Below are 22,292 nucleotides of genomic sequence, written 5' to 3'. Positions count from 1 at the left end.
ATGAAAAATATTTTAATTCAACCGAATTTTCTATCATTATATTTTTAGATAGTCTTAATAAGGAGGATATACGACTTGAAAAATGTAATAGAAAATCGTCTTAATCGCGCAGAGGTACCTGCTGAACTAACATGGAATTTATCCGATTTGTATAATTCTGATGCCGAATGGCATACTGCATTAAACGCATTGGAAAATGATATACAGAAACTTGATTCATTTAAAGGGCATTTACATACTAGCTCCCACACTTTATTAAATTGCCTACTTTTAGAAGAAGAGCTTTTAATGACGTTAACAAAACTGTACTCATATGCAAATTTAAAAGAATCTACTGATCGTACAAATCCAAGTATTCAAGCGAACTCTTCCAAAATTTCTGCTTTATGGACGAAAGTACATACTGCACTATCCTTTATTCATAATGAAATCCTCATATTCGGCGAAGGAACAATTGAAAAATATTTAACTGAAGAAACAAAACTTGAACCTTTCCTTAAATCGTTACTAGAAATACTACAAAAAAGGCAGCACACACTGCATCTACTGCAGTAGCTCAAATGATTAAAGAGGAAGGACAACCTGCTATTGATCGCTGGTGGTACAATGAAACATGCCGGAGTAGATATGTCAAAACCAGATGCAATCCGTAAAGCTGTTTCTTACGTTGGTTCATTACTTGATAAATTAGAGCATTCTTATCAAGTATAAAAAATAAGCCCTCGCTTTATGAGGGCTTATTTCATATTTACTTCCCAAACCGTTTGCGATATCCACATTTCCTGCAAAGTTCTTCAACCGCAACTCTTTTCGAAAATCCATCGACAATGTTTGTTGCTCTTTCACCTTCGATAATGTTAGAAAATGAATCATTATTAATATTCCCAAGGTTAATAATCCCTTCACCATCTAAACAACAAGGAATAACTGTTCCATTCGCTAAAATACCCGCTTGATTACGAAGTCCATGACAGAATCCTTTCCCATCATCCTCTTCTTCATGTAATGCTGGCCACTGGAATTCATAGTCTTGATTAATAAAGACACGTTCTGCAATTTTTATACCTTTTCCTGGTGTAAGCTTCTCTTCAATTTGATAAGATAGATCAAATTCATTTTCAATTATAGATAATAACTCTCTATTTTTCTGGATTTCAGCATTTGTTTTATTATCCTGAGTTAAATTCCATAACCTTAACGATACAATTAAATCTGATTGACTTGTCGCTTCCCTAATGAAGGAAAGTATACTCCTTACATAGCCCTCTTTATCTTGCGAACCTGGATGTCCATCAAAACTATGCAGTGAAAAATTCATTTGTCTTAACGCAGGTTTATTTAACAGCCTATGTCTTCTCTTATTAATTAACGTTCCGTTCGTTGTAATATTAACTTTAAACCCTTTTTCATGACTTAAGTCTAATAGTTGATCTATTTTCGGGTGGAGCAACGGCTCACCCTTCACGTGCAAATAAATGTAGTCTGTGTGAGGTTTAATTTGGTCTAATCTTTTAGCAAAATCCTCCACAGAAATGAATTGCTTCTGCCTTTCCGTCGGCGGACAAAAGCTACACGCAAGATTACATACACTCGTAATCTCCAAGTAAAACTTCTTAAACTTCTTCACCTTTAATTCCTCACTTCTCTAACTACTTATACTTTTTCCTCTTCATATTACAGCATATTTTTATGGAAATAGAAACATACTTATTTTAGGAAATCTACATACCATCTAATAATATTTAAAAGACCATCGGTAATTTTTGTCCAATGGTCTTTTTATCCTTTTATATGCAAAGAATAAATTTATTTATGATACGGTTCATCATAACTATTCTAAATAAGCTTATTTTTTATTATTTTTATAATCAAATTTAACAAAAAAAGTAGTGCCTTCCGATCCTGTTTGAATTTCTACTTTTGCATTATGGCGAGCAGCAATGGCATAACATATACCTAACCCCAATCCAGTTCCATTCTCTTTGGTCGTGTAAAATGGCGTACCCAATTTCTCTAATACTTCAGGCCTGATACCTTTTCCTTGATCCCGCACTGCAAGCACCACACAATTTTGACCTTCTTTGTAAGTGCTAATGGTTAGAACTTTCCCTGTACTCATCGCTTCTAAACCATTACGATATAGATTCATTAATAATTGCCTTATCTCATTACGATTTAAAAGTAATTCCGGAATGTCATTTGTATCGACTTGAATATATTTATTTTGATTATGCGTATCAACCTTTATTAAAGGAATAATATCGCGGATAATTGAATTTAAATCTAACATCTGCAAATCTAATTTCCTTGTATTACCCATTGAGAGAAATTCAGTAATAATAGAATTGGCACGGTTAAGTTCTTCAATCATTAAATGAAAGTACTTATTATGTTTCTCATAGATATTCTCTTCTTTTAATAACTGTAAGAATCCTAGTACTGTTGTCATTGGATTTCTAATTTCATGGCTGATACCTGCTGCCATTTGCCCTATTAAATCTATGTTGGATAATCTTTTCAATTCCTGTTCATATTTCTTTTTTTCCGTTATGTTTTTAAAAATACAACAAATACCATCATCATATGGGTATGCAATAACTTCGTGCCAATATTCATCTGCAGTAGAAAGAAATTCGAAATGAACTGTAGTTCGCTCTGACATCGCACGATGAAATTCCTCATACATAATTGTGTCGATTTCACTCGGGAAAACATCCCATATATTCTTTCCTAATACATCTTTTGCTGTTTTTCTTTGCGGAAAATATTGGTGCTTATTTACGTACGTAAATTCCCATTTATTATTTAAAATAAAAAATCCATCCGTAATGCATTCAATCACACTTGTAACTTTTTCATTAGCAGCAGCTAGCTCTCTCGTTCGTTCTTCCACTATGCTTTCTAGTTGATCCATATATAACAAATTCGAAAACGTAGGGGCTGTGGCATCAACGATAGATTTTGCTAGTTGAAGTTGAGAATGATCATAATTGTGAACTTTTCCTTCTTTGCCAACGACGATTACCCCTAATACTTCTCCCATTGAAACCAATGGAATCATCAATAGACCCTTACTATCTATATTTTTTGTTTGAATAACCTCTTGGATCTTGGCTTCATAGCTTTTCTCTGTCCAATCCGCTTCTGTCCAATCACAGCCCTTACTTAATTTCGTTGTTTTGATTGTTGTTTTGTCTAGCGGATCTAGAAGATGGGCAGTCATATTTTTACTTTCTAAAATCTGTTCTAAGTAAAAAAAGCATTTATCAAAACTCTCCTGTATCGAGGAACACATTGATAAATCATGTGTAACATTTAATAATAGCTGCTTCTCAGCAATAAGGCTTTCCTTTTGTTTTAAATTATTTGCGTTTTGAATTGCAACCGCAGCCATATTTACATAAGCTTCAACACTTTGAATTTCTGAATCTGTTAAGTTCATCGGAATTCCATAATCAAATAAAAAAACCAGACCAAATAACTCTTGCCCAAATGAGATAGGCAGAGCTAATAAGGACTTAATTTTGAATGCATCAACCGGTCTCGGATCCGGTCGATGATCCTTTGAGGTATCAGGAATATAGATGGGTTTTTTCGTTTTAATAACTTCTTTTGCCAGTAAGTCTATTTCAGGATCAATTACTTGAGTATCAAGCGTTACGCCGTTTATAGTCTCTGGTTTTCCTGCAAACCCTCTAAATGTTCCATCTTCCTGGGGTAAATAAATTCCAACAGCATCGCACCTAACAATTTCCTCTGATATTGCCATTGTCACACGCTGCAATACTTCACGTAGTTCTAATTTTGTATTTATTATTTTTGTTATATTTGCGAGCCTAGAATATCTCGTCTGAACACTTACCATTCACATAGCCTCCAGTTATAGGCATAATAAAATAAATATGATAATATCAGTGTTTTACATAAATACATTACTTATGATACGGTTCCCCACGATTAATCCGAAACGCTCTATACACTTGCTCAAGCAACACTAATCGCATTAATTGGTGTGGTAATGTCATCTTTGAAAAAGAAAGTGATTCATTTGAACGCTTCATCACTTCTGAGCTTAGTCCAAGTGAGCCACCAATTACAAATGCGACTTTACTCTTTCCGTATGTAGCAAGGCGATCTAGACTTACCGCAAATTCTTCTGATGACTTTTGCTTTCCTTCTATAGCTAATGCAATCACATGCGTGTCATCAGAAATTTTATCCAGTATACGTATACCTTCTTTTTCCTTTACAATTAACATTTCTGCTTCACTTAAATTTTCTGGCGCCTTTTCATCAGGCAATTCAATTACTTCTACTTTTGCGTATGCAGATAATCGTTTTAAGTATTCTGCTATACCTTGTTTCAAATATTTTTCTTTTAATTTCCCAATTGAAATAATCGAGATATTCACACGCACCCTCCACCTTACAAACATGTTATCCACAAAACTTATCCACATATCCACAAATACTACCCACATATTGTGTGAGAATCTGTGTTCGATACAACATATGTCGCCTCATTTTGACAAAATTCACATGTTTTTTTCTCTTTTTCTGAGTTATCCATATTGTTGATAACTGGCGCAACTTCACACTCATCCACAATAATATCTAACGCTAATTCAACATGTTCTAAACAACAAGGTAAATGCATTTTCTTCGCCTCACTTTTCTACAATAGAAAACAGGAGGTAGGCCCTCCTGTTTTTAATACTTTTGAATGCCTAATTTTACTGTTGTTGTTACTCTTTTTGTACCACGATAAAACGTAAGAGTCATTTTATCATTAATTTCCTTATCATATAAGGCCATACGGAATCCAATAATATCGCGAATCGGTTTTCCATCTACCGCCACAATAACATCATGTTCTCTTAAACCAGCATCCGCACCTGGCGAAGGACTTTTCACATCCAAAATACAAACTCCCTCTGTTACAGTACCTGGTAAATGTAATGTTTTTGACCAATAATAGTTTGGAATTTCATTTAATGACCTAAGTTCAATCCCAACATACGGTCTTCTTACTTTTCCATACTTCTCAAGTTCATTCATAATCGGAACAGCTCTATTCACCGGAATAGCAAGGCCAATTCCTTCTACTTCTTTTGCAGCAATTTTCATTGAATTAATACCAATTAATTGTCCTGCTGCATTTACAAGTGCACCGCCACTATTCCCCGGATTAATCGCTGCGTCTGTTTGTAACACTTCTACTTGCCAATCATAATGTCCATCTTGATCTAAATCTACAGGGACAATACGTTCATTAGCTGAAATAATACCTTGTGTAACTGTTCCAGAAAATTGCAGCCCAAGTGGGTTTCCAATCGCAATGACTGGCTCTCCTCTACGAACAGTATTAGAATCGCCAATTTCAATTATTTTTTTCACATGCTTTGCATCTATTTCTAATACTGCTAAGTCTGTGACTACATCGGTTCCTAATACTTTTCCAGGAACCTTCTTACCGTCACTTAGACTTACTTCAATACGATTCGCTCCAGCTACAACATGATTATTCGTTACAATATAAGCTTGACCATCTGTCTTTTTATAAATTACTCCTGATCCTGTACCGGCCTCTGAATCTGCCTCTGAAAAGTTATCTCGTTGAATGTTAATAACACCCACAACAGCTTCAGATGCACGATCAACAGCATCTACAAAGCTAATCTGTTTAATCCCTTGAGCTTCCGCCATATTACTTCCGCTTGCTTCAGCTTGCGGAAGCGTATCAGCAGAATTTGAAAATAAAGGCGCTCCAAACGCAAATAAAGAAGCTCCTACAATTGTTCCCGCTATACTAGAAAGAACTATACCTTTGTGCTTCTTTTTTCCTGCACGTTTCATACGATAATTTTCTTCATCAATAAAGGACATATTTGTTCACCTATCTTCCTGAAAACAACTATATTCACCTTTATTGTTTACTAAAATGAAGAATTATACGTATTGAATTTTTGTAGGCATTTTTGGATCTGTATCGTGAATTTCAAAGGATTCACCCACTCCAAATCCTTTTTCCTCTAATACTTGTGATACTGACATACGCGCTAGTTCTTTCATGTTATTATCTAAGCTTAAATGGGCTAAATAAATATGCTTTGTCTCATCTGTAATTACATCTGCCATCGCTAATGCAGCATCCTCATTACAAACATGCCCAACGTCACTTAAAATACGTCGTTTAATGCTCCATGGATAACGTCCCATACGAAGCATTTCTACGTCATGATTACTTTCAAATACGAAAGCATTAGCTCCCTTAATAACGCCCTTCATACGGTCGCTTACGTATCCCGTATCTGTAATAAGTGCTAATTTTCTATTATTGTTATGGAAAGCATAAAACATCGGTTCTGCTGCATCATGAGAAACTCCAAATGACTCGACTTCAATATCACCAAATGTTTTCACATCCCCAACTGAGAAAATGAACTTTTGCTCAGTTGGGATATTTCCTATTAAATGTTCCATTGCATTCCATGTTTTCTCATTCGCATAAACAGGTAGATCATATTTACGTGCCAATACACCTAATCCTTTAATATGATCACTATGCTCATGCGTTACAAGAATACCTGATACATCATTTATATTCAGTTCTGCCTGTTTAAATAAAGCCTCTGTTGCCTTACCACTTAAACCTGCGTCGACTAGTAATTTTTTTTCATCGGTTCCTACGTATAGCATATTTCCTGTACTTCCACTTGCAAGTACGCTAAAATGCAACCCCATTCTTTCTCACTCCAGTATGTTCTTCCACCACTTGATTTTCCTTTTCCCCTAATTCCATAACTTGTCCTTCAATTGCATTCACAAAGAAGTCCTGCTTCTGCTCCGTTTTTAAATTCCACGTTGGAGCAAGTACTTGGTTATTAGAAGTAGATGCGGTAAGAGTGGCATAACCAATTTGTGCTTCTTTAACATGCGTATTTCCATGAATTTTATTTTTTAAATACAAATTTTCTAAAGCTGTTTGAGCCGTAATAATTTCTTGGTCTTTCGTTTTTTCACCTTCGCCCATTTCTTTTAAATCAGTTAGCATTGTCTGCGTATATGAAACAAGTTCATTTTTTTCATTTAATTCCACAACAATCATCGCCTGATTATTATAGAAAATAGGCTTATCTTTATATTTTTGAAAGAAATAAATTTTAGAGTCTTTCACCGCTCCAAATTCATACTTTTGTCCATCTAATACATAGTTCTTCAAAAATTCATTATACTTATCTTTTGATAATGATTTCGTATTTAAAAAAGGCTCTTTTAGCTTACTTTCTATCTTATACATATTTTGTATATGCACCGTTTGATTTTTCAAAGACTGTATATCTTCTTCTTTAAAGGCTTTATTTTCCGCTCTAATAAACGACTCTTTTTTCGGTTCTTTAGGGATATTCCCCATAGTAATTTTGTTTGCTTTTAATTCTTGATCTATCTTTGTTTCTGCAATAAGCTCCAATTGATTACTATCTTGCTTTTGAATGAATTGAAAAATGAGAAAGAGGTCCAAAACAAAAAAGGTCACAATAAATATGGTTTTAATCCGATCCCAATCCATTTAGTCCTCCCTCACTCCACTCATAGATTTTCTGTTTACCTGTTTCACCTTCAACAAGCTTTACATACCAAATTGGTTGTAGTCGAACTACTTGCCCATCTAGTGATAACTTGTATCCAATGCCAATATCCTTAATTACTTGTTTCTTTATCTCTGGATTATTTTCTAGGGATGCTATTACAACATGCCCTGACGGAAGAGTAACCTTCTGTTCTATACCTTTAGTATTTAAAGACAGCAGCGGTCTTTCATATTCCATTACTTCTTCTGATCCCCATATTTGTCTCAATTCAGCTAATCCATCTTCATTGAATACTGAATATCCATCTTCATTTAAACGAAATACTGTCTCTCCTTTATTCATATAGTCCAAACGATATGAATCCAAACTCCCACTGTGACCACTTACGAATTCAAAGCTTTTTTGTAAAAGCATTAAATTATCTATCGTTTTCTCAGTTAAGACAGAAGAGTTTTTATACTTTAGCATGTGACGATCGTTTTCAATTTCCATGGATCTAATACCATCTGTAAATGTTTCTTTCGACATCTCGGTAATCGGACTTAAATAACGAGGATCACTAAACAGAGCATTCTTAAACGTATCAACTGCTAAATTAGATGAAATATATGTTATATTGTTTAACTCTGTCGTTCCATCTGGTAAAAATAACTTTTTCATATCATTGAGTTGATAATCAAAATAAGGCTTTGCTGATACTATAAATTGATTTTGGGCATTTACAATATCTTTTAAATACACACCACTTAGTTTTGCCTCATATATTTTAAAGTTATCACCATCAGAAACAAAGTTAATTTTAATTTCTTGATCCTTACTTCGAGAAGGATCGAGGAGAATACGATTAAAGTGTTTAGGCTTATCTGTACTCTTCTCTTTCATGTTAAACATGGATTTAACTGCATCAAATGGGATGTCGGTAGGGAAAACCAGTTCAACTTTCCCTTCACCATGCACATATGAAAGGAAATCACCCTTAGTGATTGATATCTCTCTAAAATCATGTAGTTCCCCTACTTCCAGAGGCTTATAGATTGATTCTATATCTGCCTCTCTTCTGCTCCCATAATGATTTTTATCTTTATGCACGATGATAGAAGTAGGACGGACAACATCGGAAATTTTAGTTTGGTTCATTCCTTCATTCCCCTGTACAAATTTCGCGTTTTGCATGGATGTAGAATCTGGCACATACGTCCATAGGTTAAAAGTAAGAAATAGGCTAATTACAACTAGGTTAATTAAAACTATTGTTTTAAAGTTTTCCATACTCATTCCCAATCGTCCTCTTCATCTGCTGCCATTGGTAACGTGAAATAAATAGTTGTCCCTTTTCCTTCTTCACTCTTCGCCCAAATAGAGCCACCATGTGCCTCAATCATTTCTTTTGCAATTGCTAATCCAAGTCCCGTACCACCCATTTGTCTTGAACGAGCTTTATCTACGCGATAAAAACGTTCAAAGATTTTATCAACGTTTTCTTTTGGAATACCCATTCCTTGGTCACTTACGCTAATTTCTAATAAATCACCGCGATCACGTAAACGATATGTTACTGTTCCACCTTCTGGTGAATACTTTAATGCGTTAGAAATAATGTTATACAGCACTTGAGTAATTTTGTCAGTATCCATATCAATAAACCTAGATTTTTTAGAGAAAGATCGTTTGAAACTTACATTTTGCTCTTTAGACATTTCAAAGCGATCAATAACATTATTAAAGAAATCAGTAAAGTCGACCCATTCTTTCATTAAACGGTGCTCTGTACTATCAAGTTTAGATAGCTGTAACAACGCATTTACAAGTCTAATCATTCTTTCTGTTTCTTCTTGTGTAACCGTTAAAAATTGTGGTGCAATATTCGGATCCTGCCACGCTCCATCTGTAAGTGCCTCTAAATAACTGCGCATCGTCGTTAATGGCGTCCTTAATTCATGAGAGACATTCGCCACAAACTCACGGCGTTCCCGTTCTATACGCTCCTGCTCTGTTACATCATATAGTACAGCAATTAAGCCATTTGCCTTCCCTGTTTCTTTTTGAATAACAGAGAAGCTAGCACGTAAAATATATGGTTCGTTTCTCGTACTAAAATCTAATAAAACAGAATCTGGCTCTTCATATAAATGATCGAGCGTAAATTCTTCCTGTATCCCTAATACCTCTAAAACAGATTGATCGAGCGCTGTTTCACGAGAAACATTTAACATCTTTTCCGCAGGGTCATTTAGTAAAATAATATCCCCTTTTCGGTCAGTAGCAATTACTCCATCTGTCATATGTGATAAAACAGATGATAATTTACGCCTTTCACTTTCCGTAGAAGAACGAGCTTGTTGTAATTTTTTTGATAAATTATTGAAGGATAATGCCAGTTGTCCAATTTCATCATGGCTATGCACTTTTACTTTTCTCGAATAATTTCCTTTTGCCATTTCGATTGCTTGTCTCCGCATATCTGAAATTGGTCTTGTAATTGTTTGAGCCAATAAAATTCCAAGTACGGCCGTTACTAATAAAGCAATTACTGTTCCAGTAGCAAAAATTTGGTTTATATCCTTCATTTGTTTATATACATCTTCCATAGATGCCACAATGTAAATAACACCAAGCGCATCCTTACCGTTATCATCTAGAATCGGAGTAAGCATAACTTGAACACGATGACCTGTACTACCATCCTTCTCAATTTTCACTTCCGGCTTTTTTTGTACTAACACTCGCTGAACAGCTATATCAGTTGATGTTCGATTCACCTTATTCTGCTTTGATTCATCTGAAATAGCCAGTAACTTTCTATGCGAATCAAATACGCTTACCTCTTGTATAACTTTCTTCTGATCAGAGGCAAATTTTCGAATTGAAGTTTTAATCGTTTCATCTGTTGACTCTGTTTCTGCTTTTGTATAACTTTTTTTAAACTCTTGCTTCAAATTATATGATAATAAGTTTGTTTGCTGCGTTAAAGAATCCCTAAAACCTTGTACTAGGCTCTTCTCTAATTCCCTTACGAAATACACTCCAATAACTTGCATCGCTATTAATATTAATAGCATATATATAAGCACAAATTTTAAATGAATAGATTGAAAAAAACCAACTTTCTTCATATACTATTCCTGCTCTGGGTCACGCAAGTAATACCCTACTCCACGTCTAGTTACAATTAAAGTAGGATGGCTTGGATTATCTTCAATTTTTTCACGCAAACGACGTACTGTTACGTCTACTGTGCGCACATCTCCAAAATAGTCATAACCCCAAACTGTTTGTAATAAATGTTCGCGTGTCATAACTTGTCCCAAATGTTTCGCTAAATAATGTAGCAACTCAAATTCACGGTGCGTAAGCTCGATGTTTTCCTCTCGCTTCGTTACACTATATGCATTTGGATTAATTACAATTGGTCCAATAACCATTTCTGTATTTTCCTCTTTTTCTGCAGCACCACCTTGTTGATGACGGCGTAAATTCGCCTTCACACGAGCAAGTAATTCCCTCGTACTAAATGGCTTCGTTACATAATCATCTGCCCCAAGCTCAAGCCCTAATACTTTATCAATCTCAGAGTCCTTTGCTGTAAGCATAATAATCGGCATTTCTGAACTTTTACGTATTTCACGGCAAACCTCTAAGCCATCTTTACCTGGTAGCATAATATCTAATAAAACCATATCTGGTTGTTCTTCATTAGCCTTTTCAATTGCTTCATCACCATCATGCGCCATTACTATTTCAAAACCTTCTTTTTCTAGGTTAAACTTCAAAATATCTGCAATCGGCTTTTCATCATCAACTACTAAAATTTTCTTTCCCATCATCGTCTATTTCCTCCTTATAAAAATATGGTCAATAATCCCTAAACATATTGATGTTTACATAGTATGTCCTATATGACCGCATCCTTTGTTTAAGTATTTTCTCCTCTATTCTCATAGACTCATGTATGATCCACTTTTACACGGCATCCTATACGATCTATAGAAAAACCTCTAGCTTCAACTGCTAGAGGCTCCTCGTTCTATTTTAAAATAACTACTCAGTTTTGTAAAATTACATAAATAAAAAGGATATTAAGTGGGCCCACTTAATATCCTGAGAGTGGCTCGGGACGGAATCGAACCGCCGACACGAGGATTTTCAGTCCTCTGCTCTACCGACTGAGCTACCGAGCCAAAACTATATATAAAACCACTAATGGTGGTATAAACAAAAGTGGCGGTCCCGACCGGGGTCGAACCGGCGATCTCCTGCGTGACAGGCAGGCATGTTAACCACTACACCACGGGACCAAAAATAAGCAAAAAAAAACATGACCCGTACGGGATTCGAACCCGTGTTACCGCCGTGAAAGGGCGGTGTCTTAACCACTTGACCAACGGGCCACGAAAAATAAAATGGTGAGCCATGAAGGACTCGAACCTTCGACCCTCTGATTAAAAGTCAGATGCTCTACCAACTGAGCTAATGGCTCATACTCACCAACGTCATATTTTCGTGACGACAAGATGTATTATAACATGTATTCTGTATTTATTGCAATACTTTTTTTCGTTTTTTATAAAAGAATAAGAAAAAACTCATGCGGACATGAGTTTTTTCTAAAAAATATTAATTAAGCTTCGTATACGTTACGAACAATATTTGTTTGGTTACGATCTGGTCCAACTGAGAACATAGATATTTGAATTCCTGTTAACTCAGAAACACGTTCTACGTATTTTCGTGCATTTTCAGGAAGTTCATCTAATGATTTTACACCAGTAATATCTTCTTCCCAACCTGGAAGCTCTTCATATACAGGCTCACATTTTGCTAAAATGTTTAAGTTAGCTGGAACTTCATCAATAACTTCGCCATTGTATTTGTAAGCAACACAAATTTTAAGAGTTGGAATACCTGTTAAAACGTCGATAGAATTTAATGATAGATCCGTTAAACCACTAACACGACGTGCATGTCTTACAACAACGCTATCGAACCAACCTACGCGGCGTGGACGACCAGTTGTCGTTCCATACTCGCGACCAACTTCACGAATTTGATGACCAATTTCATCATGAAGCTCAGTAGGGAATGGACCATCACCAACGCGGCTTGTATATGCTTTACATACACCTACAACACGAGTAACTTTCGCAGGACCAACTCCAGTTCCAACTGTTACACCACCAGCAATTGGGTTAGAAGATGTAACGAATGGGTACGTACCATGGTCAATATCAAGCATAACACCTTGTGCACCTTCAAATAATACACGGTGATTATTATCTAATGCATCATTTAATACAACAGACGTATCACATACATATTGCGCGATTTGTTGCCCGTACTCGAAGTACTCTTCGAAAATTTCTTCTACAGTGAAACCTTCTGTATCATACATTTTTTCAAATAAACGATTTTTTTCTACTAAATTGCGCTCAAGCTTCTCTTTAAATGCTTCACGGTCTAAAAGATCAGCCATACGAATACCAATACGAGCAGCTTTATCCATATATGCAGGACCGATACCTTTTTTCGTTGTACCGATTTTGTTATCACCTTTACTTGCTTCTTCTAACTCATCTTGTTTTAAGTGGTAAGGTAAAATAACGTGTGCACGGTTACTTACACGTAAATTATCAGTACTTACACCACGATCGTGTAAGTATTTTAACTCTTCAAGTAATGCTTTTGGATCTACTACTAATCCGTTTCCGATTACACAAATTTTCTCTTTATAGAAAATACCAGATGGAATTAAGTGTAATTTATATTTAACTCCGCCGAAAACAATTGTATGTCCCGCGTTATTTCCACCTTGATATCTTGCAACTACTTCCGCATGCTCAGAAAGAAAATCAGTGATTTTACCTTTTCCTTCGTCGCCCCATTGTGTTCCTACAACTACTACTGAAGACATTATTAAAGCACCTCCGCAATTTTCAAACGATCTATTCAAACAATATAATTGTACCAAAACCGAAAAAGAAGTCAACCGAAAAGCGAACATTTTTTCACAAAAAAACTTTTTCGTTCGTAAGAATTATATATTTAACTTATGAAAGCCTTATCTTTCTTATAAAAAAAAAGAAACACATCTTATTATAAGAAATGTGTTTCTTTTTTATACTGCCTTTATGCCGGTGGAGCATGTCCATCCTCAAAACGACGTTCTAAGTTAACGAACTTATTGAACTCTTTGACGAATGCAAGTTCCACTGAACCTACTGGACCGTTACGCTGTTTTGCAATAATAATTTCAATTGTATTTTTGTTTTCCGTTTCTCGATCATAGTAGTCTTCACGATATAGGAAAGCTACAATATCGGCATCCTGCTCAATACTTCCAGATTCACGAATATCAGACATCATCGGGCGTTTATCTTGACGAGATTCTACACCACGAGATAACTGTGATAAAGCAATAACAGGCACTTGCAATTCACGTGCGATCCCTTTTAAGGTACGAGAAATCTCTGATACTTCCTGCTGACGGTTTTCTCCTGATTTCCCACTTCCTTGAATAAGCTGCAAATAGTCAATCAAAATCATACCAAGACCTTGTTCTTGCTTTAATCTACGACATTTTGCTCGAATCTCATTTACTTTAATACCTGGCGTATCATCAATATATATACCAGCATTCGAGAGACTCCCCATTGCCATTGTTAACTTTGCCCAATCATCAGAAGTTAATGAACCAGTACGAAGTCTTTGTGCATCAATATTCCCTTCTGCACAAAGCATACGCATAACAAGCTGGTCGGCACCCATCTCCAAACTAAAAATCGCTACATTTTCATCCGTTTTCGTCGCTACGTTTTGTGCGATATTTAATGAAAATGCCGTTTTCCCTACTGATGGACGTGCTGCCACGATAATTAAATCATTTCGTTGGAAACCTGCTGTCATCTTATCTAATTCAGTAAACCCAGTTGGTATCCCAGTAACTTCACCCTTTTGATTATGCAAAAGTTCAATTTTGTCATAAGCATCTACAAGAACATCTTTAATGTTTTGGAATGCTTTTGCATTCGTTTGATGGGATACTTCTAATATTTTTTTCTCAGCCTCATTTAAAAGACCATCTACATCATCTTCTCTCTCGTATCCATCCGATACAATATGAGTTGCCGTACGAATTAAACGACGTAAAAGCGCCTTTTCAGCGATGATGCGTGCGTAATATTCTACGTTAGCTGCAGTTGGCACAACTTCTGCTAACTCTGCTAAGTAAGAAACCCCACCAACTTCTTCTAGTAATCCTTGATCAGCCATTGCTGATGTCATCATTACTAAGTCGATCGGCTCTCCCTTATCAGATAACCCAAGCATGACTTCAAAAATCTTTTGATGTTTCGTTCGATAGAACGAATCAGGTACCAATAACTCTGATGCTGAAGTTAACGCATCTTGATCAATCAATATGGCCCCTAAAACCGCCTGCTCAGCCTCTATATTATGCGGAGGGGTACGATCAGCAAGTACATCACTCATACGCAATCCTCCTTGCTTAATTTATTTTTATTGTTCACTAACATGAACTTTTACTGTTGCTGTTACTTGTGGATGCAATTTCACAGTAACGTTTGTATAACCCAACGCGCGGATTGCATCGTCCATTTCAAATTTACGTTTATCAAGCTTAATTTTGTGTGATTTTTGCATTGCATCCACGATTTGTTTACTTGTGATAGAACCAAATAAACGGCCACCTTCTCCAGATTTCGCCTTTAATTCTACAGTTAATTTCTCTAAAGTCTCTTTTAACTCTTTTGCATTTTCAAGCTCTGCTGCTGCATCTTTTTCTTCTTTACGCTTTTGAGCTTCTAAAGTTTTCATACTGCTATTTGTTGCTTCAGCAGCTAATCCTTGTTTTAGTAAGAAGTTATTTGCATAGCCATCCGGTACGTTTTTTACTTCTCCTTTTTTACCTTTACCTTTTACGTCTTTTAGAAAAATTACTTTCATGATTGTGTGCCTCCCTGTAAATAGTCATCAATAACAAATCGAAGCTTCTCCTCAGCTTCATCTACTGTAACATTTTTCATTTGTGTGGCTGCATTCGTCAAATGCCCGCCACCGCCTAAGTTTTCCATAATTAGCTGCACATTCACTTCACCTAAAGATCTGCTGCTAATTCCAATGAGATTCTCGCCACGTTTTGCAACAACAAATGATGCAATAATCCCTGTCATCGTTAATAACGTGTCTGCTGATTGCGCAATAAGCACTTGATCGTAGTAATCATCACTATCAACTTTAGCAATCGCAATTCCATTTTTATAAATGTACGCATTTTTTATAGCTTTTGCAACCCGTAAATACTGATCCATATCTTCCTTTAAAAGTTCTTGTACAAGTACAGTATCTGCACCATGTGAGCGCAGATAAGAAGCAGCATCAAATGTACGAGCCCCTGTCCGGAACGTGAAACTTTTCGTGTCGACAATAATACCCGCTAACAATGCCGTCGCTTCTAACATTGTCATCTTTAAATTTTTAGGTTGATACTCAAGTAATTCTGTAACCAATTCTGCCGTTGAAGAAGCATATGGTTCCATATAAACTAGCAATGGGTCTTCAATAAAATCTTCTCCACGGCGATGATGATCAATAACTACTACATTTTCAATTTTATGTAACAGTTTTTGCTCCATCACCATAGAAGGTTTATGCGTATCGACAACAACAAGTAACGACTCATCATTTGCAAATTCCATCGCTTGCTCTGGAGTAATAAAATGAGACCATAACTCCTCATTTTGTTTCACTTTGTCCATCAAGCGCTTAATTCCTTTATCGGAATCATTTTCATCTAACACAATATATCCTTTACGCTCATTTAATTGAGCAACTTTTAAAATACCAATCGCAGCACCAATTGCGTCCATATCGGGAGCCCTATGCCCCATAATAATGACATTACTACTTTCTAATACTAAATCCTTTAACGCATGCGAAATGACCCTAGCGCGTACACGGGTACGTTTTTCAACCGGATTTGTCTTACCTCCATAGAACTTAACTTTACCTGTCGCTTGTTTAATAGCTACTTGGTCTCCCCCACGCCCAAGCGCAAGGTCTAAACCAGATTGAGCCATTGCTCCAAGCTCTGATAAAGGTAAATCACCTGATCCGACACCGACACTTAATGTAAGTGGTATATTCCTTTTAGATGTTTCTTCACGCACCTGATCTAAAATACTAAATTTCCCTTTCTCCATCTGCGTCAGAATACTTTCATTTAGCACAACGAAGAATCTTTCTGAAGATGCACGTTTTAAATATGCACCATACTTAAGTGCCCATTCATTTAGTCGTGATGTCACAAGACTTGTTATATTCGTACGTAGTTGATCATCTAATCCTTGTGTAACTTCATCATAATTATCCAAATAGATGACAGCTAAAACAGTCCTTTGATCCTCGTACATCTTTTCGATTTCTGTTTGTTCCGTTACATCAAAGAAATAAATTAACTTTTCTTCTTTCCTTACAAAAACGCGAAACTTTCGATTATTTAAAGAGACTATATCATCAGAAGTTTCTCCTTTAATGAAAAGAAGTAATGTTTCTGATACATCGTAAAGGTGCCATCCAGCTAATGCATGCTGTCCCAGACATGAAGATAAATAAGGATTTGCCCAATCAATCCCATAATCCTTATTGTATAACAAAATACCAATCGGCATTTGGTTAAATGCTTCATTACTTACTTTCTTTACTCTTGTAATCATATCTGTCGTATGCTTTTCGAAATTCCTTTGAAAATTAAGTTCAAATCGTATAACGATAAAGAATACAATACAAAAAATGACAAAAGCAGCTATTCCCATAATTAAATGAAAATAACAGAGAATTGAAATGAGCACAAACACAAAAAATGCCAATACATAAACAGGATATAAAAACCACTGTTTCTTATCAAATTCAGGCATGTATACAACTCCTATAAAGTAAAACTAACTCACCTTCCAGTTAGTTAAACAGATTAAAATAGTATAAGGAATATTATTTTATCCACCTATTTTAGAACGCAATGAAATCCCTAAGTCAATTATACCTAAGATTGTCACAAGAGGAAACAGCATCGGAATAAACATGCATGCAATAAAACTAATAATAGGAACCCCTTTAGTAAAACCTTTTCTATACGCTAAAAAGGAGATAAATGTCAGGCCTTGCAGTACAAGCAATAGTGCAAATATTACATTTAGGTTAGAAAATACCATATGTAAATATGATGTTGGTTCTACTTTTATAAAAGTTGCTAATAAAATAAATATAACGTAATACCAAATGATACTCTTTGGTAATTGTATATCTTTAAATTTAGGCCAAGATATAACTTCATATTTTAACTTTTTCAAAACACTACCTGATATTATCACTGTAATCCAAGAAAAACATACTGAAACTAGCACAAGTATACTCGGAAGTAACGATTGTAATATATCATTCATTTGTGCAAGTAACTCTTTTTGTTCCTTACTAATCGGCATACCAGTAGCACTTACTATCTTTTCACTTTTCGCCATACTTTCACTAAACATACTTTGCATTTGCTTCATTATATCTATGTTGAAAAACTTTATACTTGCAACATAAATAAGTACAAAACCAATTAAGTATGCAAGCGTCCCCGCTATTAAGATTTCCACTGGCTTTTTTCTTGTTTTATACATATATCCTAAAACAATGCCTATCAATCCAAACATAATTGTCTTCACTAAATTCAGCGGTTGACTCACAATAATAGTAACAAAAAGTGCCGCTACAAAAACCAAGAGCACATTAGATAGTTTATGTCTTATTATTAATAGTATAAATGGTAACGGCAACGCAAAAGTTACAACTGTACCCAAAATCGGAACATACATAGATATAAGCAATAAAATTGCATATATAGCTAATAATGCTGCACCTTCTGTAATAAACTTTGTTTGTTTCACATTTTAACCTCTCTTTCAAAAAAGAAAAGCATAGCAAAATGCACAGTAGAGTCCGACTCTACTGTGCATTTCATACGCTATTATTCACCAACATATGGTAAAAGTGCCATTTGACGAGCACGTTTAATTGCAACTGTAAGTTTGCGTTGGTATTTTGCGCTTGTTCCTGTTACACGACGAGGTAAAATTTTACCACGCTCAGAAACGAAACGTTTTAATAAATCAACATCTTTATAGTCAATGCGAGTGATGCCGTTAGCTGTGAAGAAACACACCTTACGACGTTTCGCACGTCCACCTTTGCGTCCTGCCATGTCTATTTCCCTCCATTCTTTGTTAAAACTAACAAATTTACTGTATTAGAACGGTAAATCGTCGTCGGAAATGTCGATCGGTTGACCTACATTTGAAAATGGATCGTCATTCTTCGTAAATCCAGAGTTACCTTGGTTACCTGAATTACTAGATTGACCAAATGGGTTAGAGCCTTGGTTACCGAAACCAGCTCCTGATGGTTGCTGATTAAATGAACCACGTTGCTCCCCACCGCCATTACGCGGCTCTAAAAATTGCACGCTTTCCGCAAGAACTTCTGTTACGTATACACGTTTACCATCTTGTCCCTCGTAATTACGAGTTTGAAGACGTCCATCTACGCCTGCTAAGCTACCTTTTTTCAAATAATTTGCTACGTTTTCTGCTTGTTTACGCCATATTACACAATTAATAAAGTCAGCTTCACGCTCACCTTGTTGATTGGCAAATGCGCGATTCACAGCTAACGTAAAAGTAGCTACTGCAACACCATTGGGCGTGTAACGTAAGTCAGGGTCCTTAGTTAAACGACCAACGAGGATAACACGATTCATCAATCGAACCACTCTCCCTTATATATCAATTATTTTTCTTCTTCTTTAACAACGATATGACGAAGGATATCTTCGTTGATCTTAGCTAAACGGTCGAATTCGTTAATCGCTTCTGCGTTAGATTTCACGTTTAAGATCATGTAGAAACCTTCACGTAAGTCGTTGATTTCGTAAGCTAAACGACGCTTACCCCACTCTTTCGTGTTAATGATTTCTGCACCATTGTTTGTTAAAACACCTGCAAAACGTTCAACTAAAGCTTTTTGAGCTTCTTCTTCAACGCCAGGACGAATGATGTACATAATTTCGTACTTTCTCATTACACTTTCACCTCCTTTTGGTCTAAACGGCCCGTAATGGGCAAGGAGCAATTAATTTATAGTAATTACTCACGAGTTTAGATTATATCATAGTAAGTTATATGAATCAACTCACCAATACATAAAAAACTTGGCAAACATATAATATATTTGCCAAGCTCATATCTTTATTTTTCCTAGGAAATATTAAATTAAACGTTAAAACGGAAGTGCATAACATCTCCGTCTTTTACGATATATTCTTTTCCTTCTAAACGTACTTTTCCAGCCTCTTTTGCAGCTGTCATAGAACCGTTTGTCATTAAGTCATCGTAAGAAACTGTTTCTGCACGAATAAATCCACGTTCAAAGTCTGTATGAATAACACCAGCACATTGTGGTGCCTTCATTCCTTGTTTAAATGTCCAAGCACGTACTTCTTGAACGCCAGCCGTGAAGTAAGTAGCAAGTCCTAATAAATTGTATGCAGCACGAATTAATTGATCTAAACCAGATTCTTCAATGCCTAGTTCTTCAAGGAATACTTTTTTCTCTTCCTCGTCTAGTTCAGCGATTTCTTCTTCGATTTTTGCACATACAACGATTACTTGAGAATTTTCATTTGCAGCAAATTCTTTTACCATTTTTACGTATTTGTTTTCAGAAGGATCCATAACATCATCTTCACTTACGTTTGCTACGTATAGCATTTCTTTCGTTGTAAGTAAATGAAGGCCTTTAACGATTTTCATTTGCTCTTCTGTAAATTCAACAGTACGAGCCGGTTTGCCCTCTTCAAAAGCTTCTTTTAAGCGAACTAAAATTTCATGCTCGTATACTGCTTCTTTATCTTTTTGTCTTGCTAATTTTGCAACACGCTCGATACGTTTATCAACAGATTCTAGATCCGCTAAAATTAGCTCTAAGTTGATTGTTTCAATATCATCAATCGGATCTACTTTCCCTGAAACGTGCGTAATATTTTCGTCTTCAAAACAACGAACAACTTGGCAAATTGCATCTACTTGGCGAATGTGCGATAAGAATTTATTTCCTAATCCTTCACCTTTACTAGCACCTTTTACGATACCCGCAATATCAGTAAACTCAAATACAGTCGGAACAGTTTTTTTCGGTTCTACTAATTCCGTTAATTTATTTAAACGCTCATCTGGTACTTCTACAATCCCTACGTTTGGATCAATTGTACAGAATGGATAGTTTGCAGATTCTGCTCCTGCTTGTGTAATTGCATTAAATAAAGTTGACTTCCCTACGTTAGGTAATCCAACAATCCCAGCCGTTAATCCCATATTTTTCACTCCTATGTCTCAATCTTTCATCATTATAGATAGTAACGAAAAAAATGACAAGTTTCCGCCAAACGAAAAAAAGTAACAGTTACCTACTGTAACTGTTACTCTCGCTCTATTCTTCGTGCTTCACAAGTATTTTTTTCACCTTACGATCAAACTCTCTTCGAGGAATCATTACTGAATGGTCACACCCCTCGCACTTAATGCGGATATCCATTCCCATACGAATAATTTTCCAACGATTCTCGCCACATGGATGGGCTTTCTTCATTTCCACAACATCATACAAGTTATATTCCTTTTGTTCCACTCTCCAAACTCCTCTCCATACTAAATTGCTTTTCCACTAACTAATTCTTCACGATTATATAAAACCATACGTGGATATGGAATTTCAATTCCATGTAAATCAAGACGATTTTTAATCTCTTTACGAAGTGCCCTTGCAATAACTGCATGTTGCATCGGCTCTACTTCAGCAATAACACGTAATATAACTTCTGAGGCAGCTAATGTTTGCACACCTAATAATTGAGGTGTTGTTACCATTTTCTCGTACTTTGAAGGTAATTCTACTAATAAATCTTCAATAACTTGCTCTGCTTTCGCAATATCAGCCTCATATGAAATAGATATATCAACAAACGCTACACTATTACTAACTGAGTAGTTAGTAACTTGAATAATACTTCCGTTTGGTAAGGTATGAATTTCACCTGTCCAACTCTTTACTTTCGTTGTACGAAGTCCAATTTCTAAAACGACTCCTTCAAATTGACCGATTTTAACATAATCGCCAACTGAAAACTGATCTTCTAACAAAATAAATAAACCTGTAATAACGTCTTTCACTAAACTTTGAGCGCCAAATCCGACAGCTAAACCAATTACCCCAGCACCGGCTAATAAACCTGATGCATTAATATTAAACACACCTAAAATCGCAATTAACATAATGAACATAACAACGTATGCCACGATATTTTCAAGTAACTTTGCTACTGTAACTGTACGACGTTCTGAAATTTGAATTGGAGAACGACTTCCCATACGAAACGCATTTCGTACAACCGCTCTTGCAATTCTCACTACAATTGCACCAATTGTTAAAATGATACATATTTTTAATGCCGCAATTCCAATATCTGCCCAACGATCAGCATCTAATAAATACTGTTTCGTAGAATTAAACCACTTCGTTAATAAATCCATGTACCTCTACCTCTCCAGCCAAAATTTCTTTTTAGTTATCCTTCCTATTGTATCAGAAGTC

Annotated in this window: 22 protein-coding genes, 4 tRNA genes and 1 pseudogene; 2 read left to right on the top strand and 25 right to left on the bottom strand. The window is 35.8% G+C overall.

The genetic code is table 11. The features are described from left to right. Positions 1-75: 75 nt before the first annotated feature. A pseudogene (locus MR143_RS23025) lies at positions 76-540 on the top strand (oligoendopeptidase F); the annotation flags it as partial. Between the two features lie 66 nt (positions 541-606). Next, positions 607-711, top strand: a complete 105-nt coding sequence (locus MR143_RS23020; RefSeq protein WP_230876865.1) for an oligoendopeptidase F — start codon at positions 607-609, stop codon at positions 709-711. Between the two features lie 37 nt (positions 712-748). Here the strand turns inward: MR143_RS23020 and MR143_RS23015 are convergent, their stop codons facing one another. The 25 genes from MR143_RS23015 to MR143_RS22895 form a co-directional block, all read right to left on the bottom strand. Then, positions 749-1,627 carry a radical SAM/SPASM domain-containing protein gene (locus MR143_RS23015; RefSeq protein ID WP_000713633.1) on the bottom strand — a complete coding sequence of 293 codons (879 nt, stop codon included), beginning with the start codon at positions 1,625-1,627 and terminating at the stop codon, positions 749-751. A 219-nt stretch (positions 1,628-1,846) separates the two neighbouring features. After that, the gene (locus tag MR143_RS23010; RefSeq protein ID WP_242280994.1) at positions 1,847-3,865 is read right to left on the bottom strand and encodes a GAF domain-containing sensor histidine kinase; all 2,019 of its coding nucleotides are present in this window, start codon (positions 3,863-3,865) and stop codon (positions 1,847-1,849) included. 67 nt (positions 3,866-3,932) lie between these two features. Then, a complete protein-coding gene (gene rlmH / locus MR143_RS23005) occupies positions 3,933-4,412 on the bottom strand; it encodes a 23S rRNA (pseudouridine(1915)-N(3))-methyltransferase RlmH (RefSeq protein WP_001027003.1) in 480 nt (159 codons plus the stop codon). Positions 4,413-4,471: 59 nt separating this feature from the next. Further along, positions 4,472-4,657, bottom strand: a complete 186-nt coding sequence (locus tag MR143_RS23000; protein ID WP_242280993.1) for a CxxH/CxxC protein — start codon at positions 4,655-4,657, stop codon at positions 4,472-4,474. 53 nt (positions 4,658-4,710) lie between these two features. Then, positions 4,711-5,886, bottom strand: a complete 1,176-nt coding sequence (locus tag MR143_RS22995; RefSeq protein ID WP_199718250.1) for a S1C family serine protease — start codon at positions 5,884-5,886, stop codon at positions 4,711-4,713. A 63-nt stretch (positions 5,887-5,949) separates the two neighbouring features. Further along, positions 5,950-6,744 (bottom strand): MBL fold metallo-hydrolase, encoded by a 795-nt coding sequence (locus tag MR143_RS22990; RefSeq protein ID WP_000522837.1) that lies wholly within the window; start codon positions 6,742-6,744, stop codon positions 5,950-5,952. Further along, positions 6,728-7,570: a two-component system regulatory protein YycI gene (locus MR143_RS22985; RefSeq protein ID WP_061884821.1), complete on the bottom strand. Its 843-nt coding sequence runs from the start codon at positions 7,568-7,570 to the stop codon at positions 6,728-6,730. The genes MR143_RS22990 and MR143_RS22985 overlap by 17 nt, the downstream gene beginning before the upstream one ends. Further along, a complete protein-coding gene (locus MR143_RS22980) occupies positions 7,551-8,867 on the bottom strand; it encodes a YycH family regulatory protein (RefSeq protein WP_061884822.1) in 1,317 nt (438 codons plus the stop codon). Before MR143_RS22980 ends, MR143_RS22985 begins: the two co-directional genes overlap by 20 nt. After that, positions 8,864-10,705, bottom strand: coding sequence for a cell wall metabolism sensor histidine kinase WalK (walK, locus tag MR143_RS22975; RefSeq protein WP_000755369.1), 1,842 nt, complete (start codon positions 10,703-10,705; stop codon positions 8,864-8,866). The genes MR143_RS22980 and walK overlap by 4 nt, the downstream gene beginning before the upstream one ends. A gap of 3 nt (positions 10,706-10,708) precedes the next feature. Continuing rightward, complete coding sequence (gene walR / locus MR143_RS22970) at positions 10,709-11,416, bottom strand: cell wall metabolism DNA-binding response regulator WalR (RefSeq protein ID WP_000971865.1); 708 nt, start codon at positions 11,414-11,416, stop codon at positions 10,709-10,711. A gap of 281 nt (positions 11,417-11,697) precedes the next feature. After that, positions 11,698-11,770: transfer RNA gene (locus MR143_RS22965), tRNA-Phe, on the bottom strand. A gap of 41 nt (positions 11,771-11,811) precedes the next feature. Continuing rightward, positions 11,812-11,887: transfer RNA gene (locus MR143_RS22960), tRNA-Asp, on the bottom strand. Positions 11,888-11,908: 21 nt separating this feature from the next. After that, positions 11,909-11,980, bottom strand: a tRNA-Glu gene (locus MR143_RS22955). A gap of 13 nt (positions 11,981-11,993) precedes the next feature. Beyond that, a tRNA-Lys gene (locus tag MR143_RS22950) sits at positions 11,994-12,069 on the bottom strand. Positions 12,070-12,210: 141 nt separating this feature from the next. After that, the gene (locus MR143_RS22945) at positions 12,211-13,500 is read right to left on the bottom strand and encodes an adenylosuccinate synthase (RefSeq protein ID WP_000100238.1); all 1,290 of its coding nucleotides are present in this window, start codon (positions 13,498-13,500) and stop codon (positions 12,211-12,213) included. 215 nt (positions 13,501-13,715) lie between these two features. Then, positions 13,716-15,077 carry a replicative DNA helicase gene (gene dnaB / locus MR143_RS22940; RefSeq protein ID WP_001286148.1) on the bottom strand — a complete coding sequence of 454 codons (1,362 nt, stop codon included), beginning with the start codon at positions 15,075-15,077 and terminating at the stop codon, positions 13,716-13,718. 27 nt (positions 15,078-15,104) lie between these two features. Continuing rightward, positions 15,105-15,551, bottom strand: a complete 447-nt coding sequence (gene rplI, locus MR143_RS22935; RefSeq protein ID WP_000864228.1) for a 50S ribosomal protein L9 — start codon at positions 15,549-15,551, stop codon at positions 15,105-15,107. Next, positions 15,548-17,521 carry a DHH family phosphoesterase gene (locus MR143_RS22930; protein WP_001113785.1) on the bottom strand — a complete coding sequence of 658 codons (1,974 nt, stop codon included), beginning with the start codon at positions 17,519-17,521 and terminating at the stop codon, positions 15,548-15,550. Before MR143_RS22930 ends, rplI begins: the two co-directional genes overlap by 4 nt. Positions 17,522-17,599: 78 nt before the next feature. Continuing rightward, positions 17,600-18,535 (bottom strand): YybS family protein, encoded by a 936-nt coding sequence (locus tag MR143_RS22925; protein WP_061884824.1) that lies wholly within the window; start codon positions 18,533-18,535, stop codon positions 17,600-17,602. An 80-nt stretch (positions 18,536-18,615) separates the two neighbouring features. Further along, on the bottom strand, positions 18,616-18,849 hold the full coding sequence (gene rpsR, locus MR143_RS22920; RefSeq protein WP_000918873.1) for a 30S ribosomal protein S18: 234 nt from the start codon (positions 18,847-18,849) through the stop codon (positions 18,616-18,618). A 45-nt stretch (positions 18,850-18,894) separates the two neighbouring features. Further along, entirely contained in the window at positions 18,895-19,407 is a 513-nt protein-coding gene (ssb, locus tag MR143_RS22915; RefSeq protein ID WP_000981966.1) for a single-stranded DNA-binding protein, read from the bottom strand. A gap of 26 nt (positions 19,408-19,433) precedes the next feature. Further along, positions 19,434-19,724, bottom strand: a complete 291-nt coding sequence (rpsF, locus tag MR143_RS22910; protein ID WP_001233778.1) for a 30S ribosomal protein S6 — start codon at positions 19,722-19,724, stop codon at positions 19,434-19,436. Positions 19,725-19,915: 191 nt separating this feature from the next. Then, positions 19,916-21,016, bottom strand: coding sequence for a redox-regulated ATPase YchF (gene ychF / locus MR143_RS22905; RefSeq protein WP_000524671.1), 1,101 nt, complete (start codon positions 21,014-21,016; stop codon positions 19,916-19,918). A gap of 115 nt (positions 21,017-21,131) precedes the next feature. Then, a complete protein-coding gene (locus MR143_RS22900) occupies positions 21,132-21,329 on the bottom strand; it encodes a DUF951 domain-containing protein (RefSeq protein ID WP_000435485.1) in 198 nt (65 codons plus the stop codon). A 20-nt stretch (positions 21,330-21,349) separates the two neighbouring features. After that, the gene (locus MR143_RS22895; RefSeq protein WP_000365109.1) at positions 21,350-22,231 is read right to left on the bottom strand and encodes a mechanosensitive ion channel family protein; all 882 of its coding nucleotides are present in this window, start codon (positions 22,229-22,231) and stop codon (positions 21,350-21,352) included. Between the last annotated feature and the right edge of the window lie 61 nt (positions 22,232-22,292).

Source organism: Bacillus cereus group sp. BfR-BA-01347, from assembly GCF_022663835.1.
Lineage (GTDB): Bacteria > Bacillota > Bacilli > Bacillales > Bacillaceae_G > Bacillus_A > Bacillus_A thuringiensis_K.
This window is presented reverse-complemented; position numbering and strand designations above follow the sequence as displayed.

Excerpts from the sequence above, each read along its gene's own strand:
- MR143_RS22990 (WP_000522837.1), bottom strand. The coding sequence starts at position 6,744 with ATGGGGTTGCATTTTAGCGTACTTGCAAGTGGAAGTACAGGAAATATG.
- rplI (WP_000864228.1), bottom strand. The coding sequence starts at position 15,551 with ATGAAAGTAATTTTTCTAAAAGACGTAAAAGGTAAAGGTAAAAAAGGA.
- rpsF (WP_001233778.1), bottom strand. The coding sequence starts at position 19,724 with ATGAGAAAGTACGAAATTATGTACATCATTCGTCCTGGCGTTGAAGAA.
- MR143_RS23020 (WP_230876865.1), top strand. The coding sequence starts at position 607 with ATGAAACATGCCGGAGTAGATATGTCAAAACCAGATGCAATCCGTAAA.
- walK (WP_000755369.1), bottom strand. The coding sequence starts at position 10,705 with ATGAAGAAAGTTGGTTTTTTTCAATCTATTCATTTAAAATTTGTGCTT.
- rpsR (WP_000918873.1), bottom strand. The coding sequence starts at position 18,849 with ATGGCAGGACGCAAAGGTGGACGTGCGAAACGTCGTAAGGTGTGTTTC.
- walR (WP_000971865.1), bottom strand. The coding sequence starts at position 11,416 with ATGATGGGAAAGAAAATTTTAGTAGTTGATGATGAAAAGCCGATTGCA.
- MR143_RS22985 (WP_061884821.1), bottom strand. The coding sequence starts at position 7,570 with ATGGATTGGGATCGGATTAAAACCATATTTATTGTGACCTTTTTTGTT.
- MR143_RS22895 (WP_000365109.1), bottom strand. The coding sequence starts at position 22,231 with ATGGATTTATTAACGAAGTGGTTTAATTCTACGAAACAGTATTTATTA.
- MR143_RS23010 (WP_242280994.1), bottom strand. The coding sequence starts at position 3,865 with ATGGTAAGTGTTCAGACGAGATATTCTAGGCTCGCAAATATAACAAAA.
- MR143_RS23000 (WP_242280993.1), bottom strand. The coding sequence starts at position 4,657 with ATGCATTTACCTTGTTGTTTAGAACATGTTGAATTAGCGTTAGATATT.
- MR143_RS22930 (WP_001113785.1), bottom strand. The coding sequence starts at position 17,521 with ATGCCTGAATTTGATAAGAAACAGTGGTTTTTATATCCTGTTTATGTA.
- dnaB (WP_001286148.1), bottom strand. The coding sequence starts at position 15,077 with ATGAGTGATGTACTTGCTGATCGTACCCCTCCGCATAATATAGAGGCT.
- MR143_RS22995 (WP_199718250.1), bottom strand. The coding sequence starts at position 5,886 with ATGTCCTTTATTGATGAAGAAAATTATCGTATGAAACGTGCAGGAAAA.
- MR143_RS22945 (WP_000100238.1), bottom strand. The coding sequence starts at position 13,500 with ATGTCTTCAGTAGTAGTTGTAGGAACACAATGGGGCGACGAAGGAAAA.
- MR143_RS22980 (WP_061884822.1), bottom strand. The coding sequence starts at position 8,867 with ATGAGTATGGAAAACTTTAAAACAATAGTTTTAATTAACCTAGTTGTA.
- ychF (WP_000524671.1), bottom strand. The coding sequence starts at position 21,016 with ATGGGATTAACGGCTGGGATTGTTGGATTACCTAACGTAGGGAAGTCA.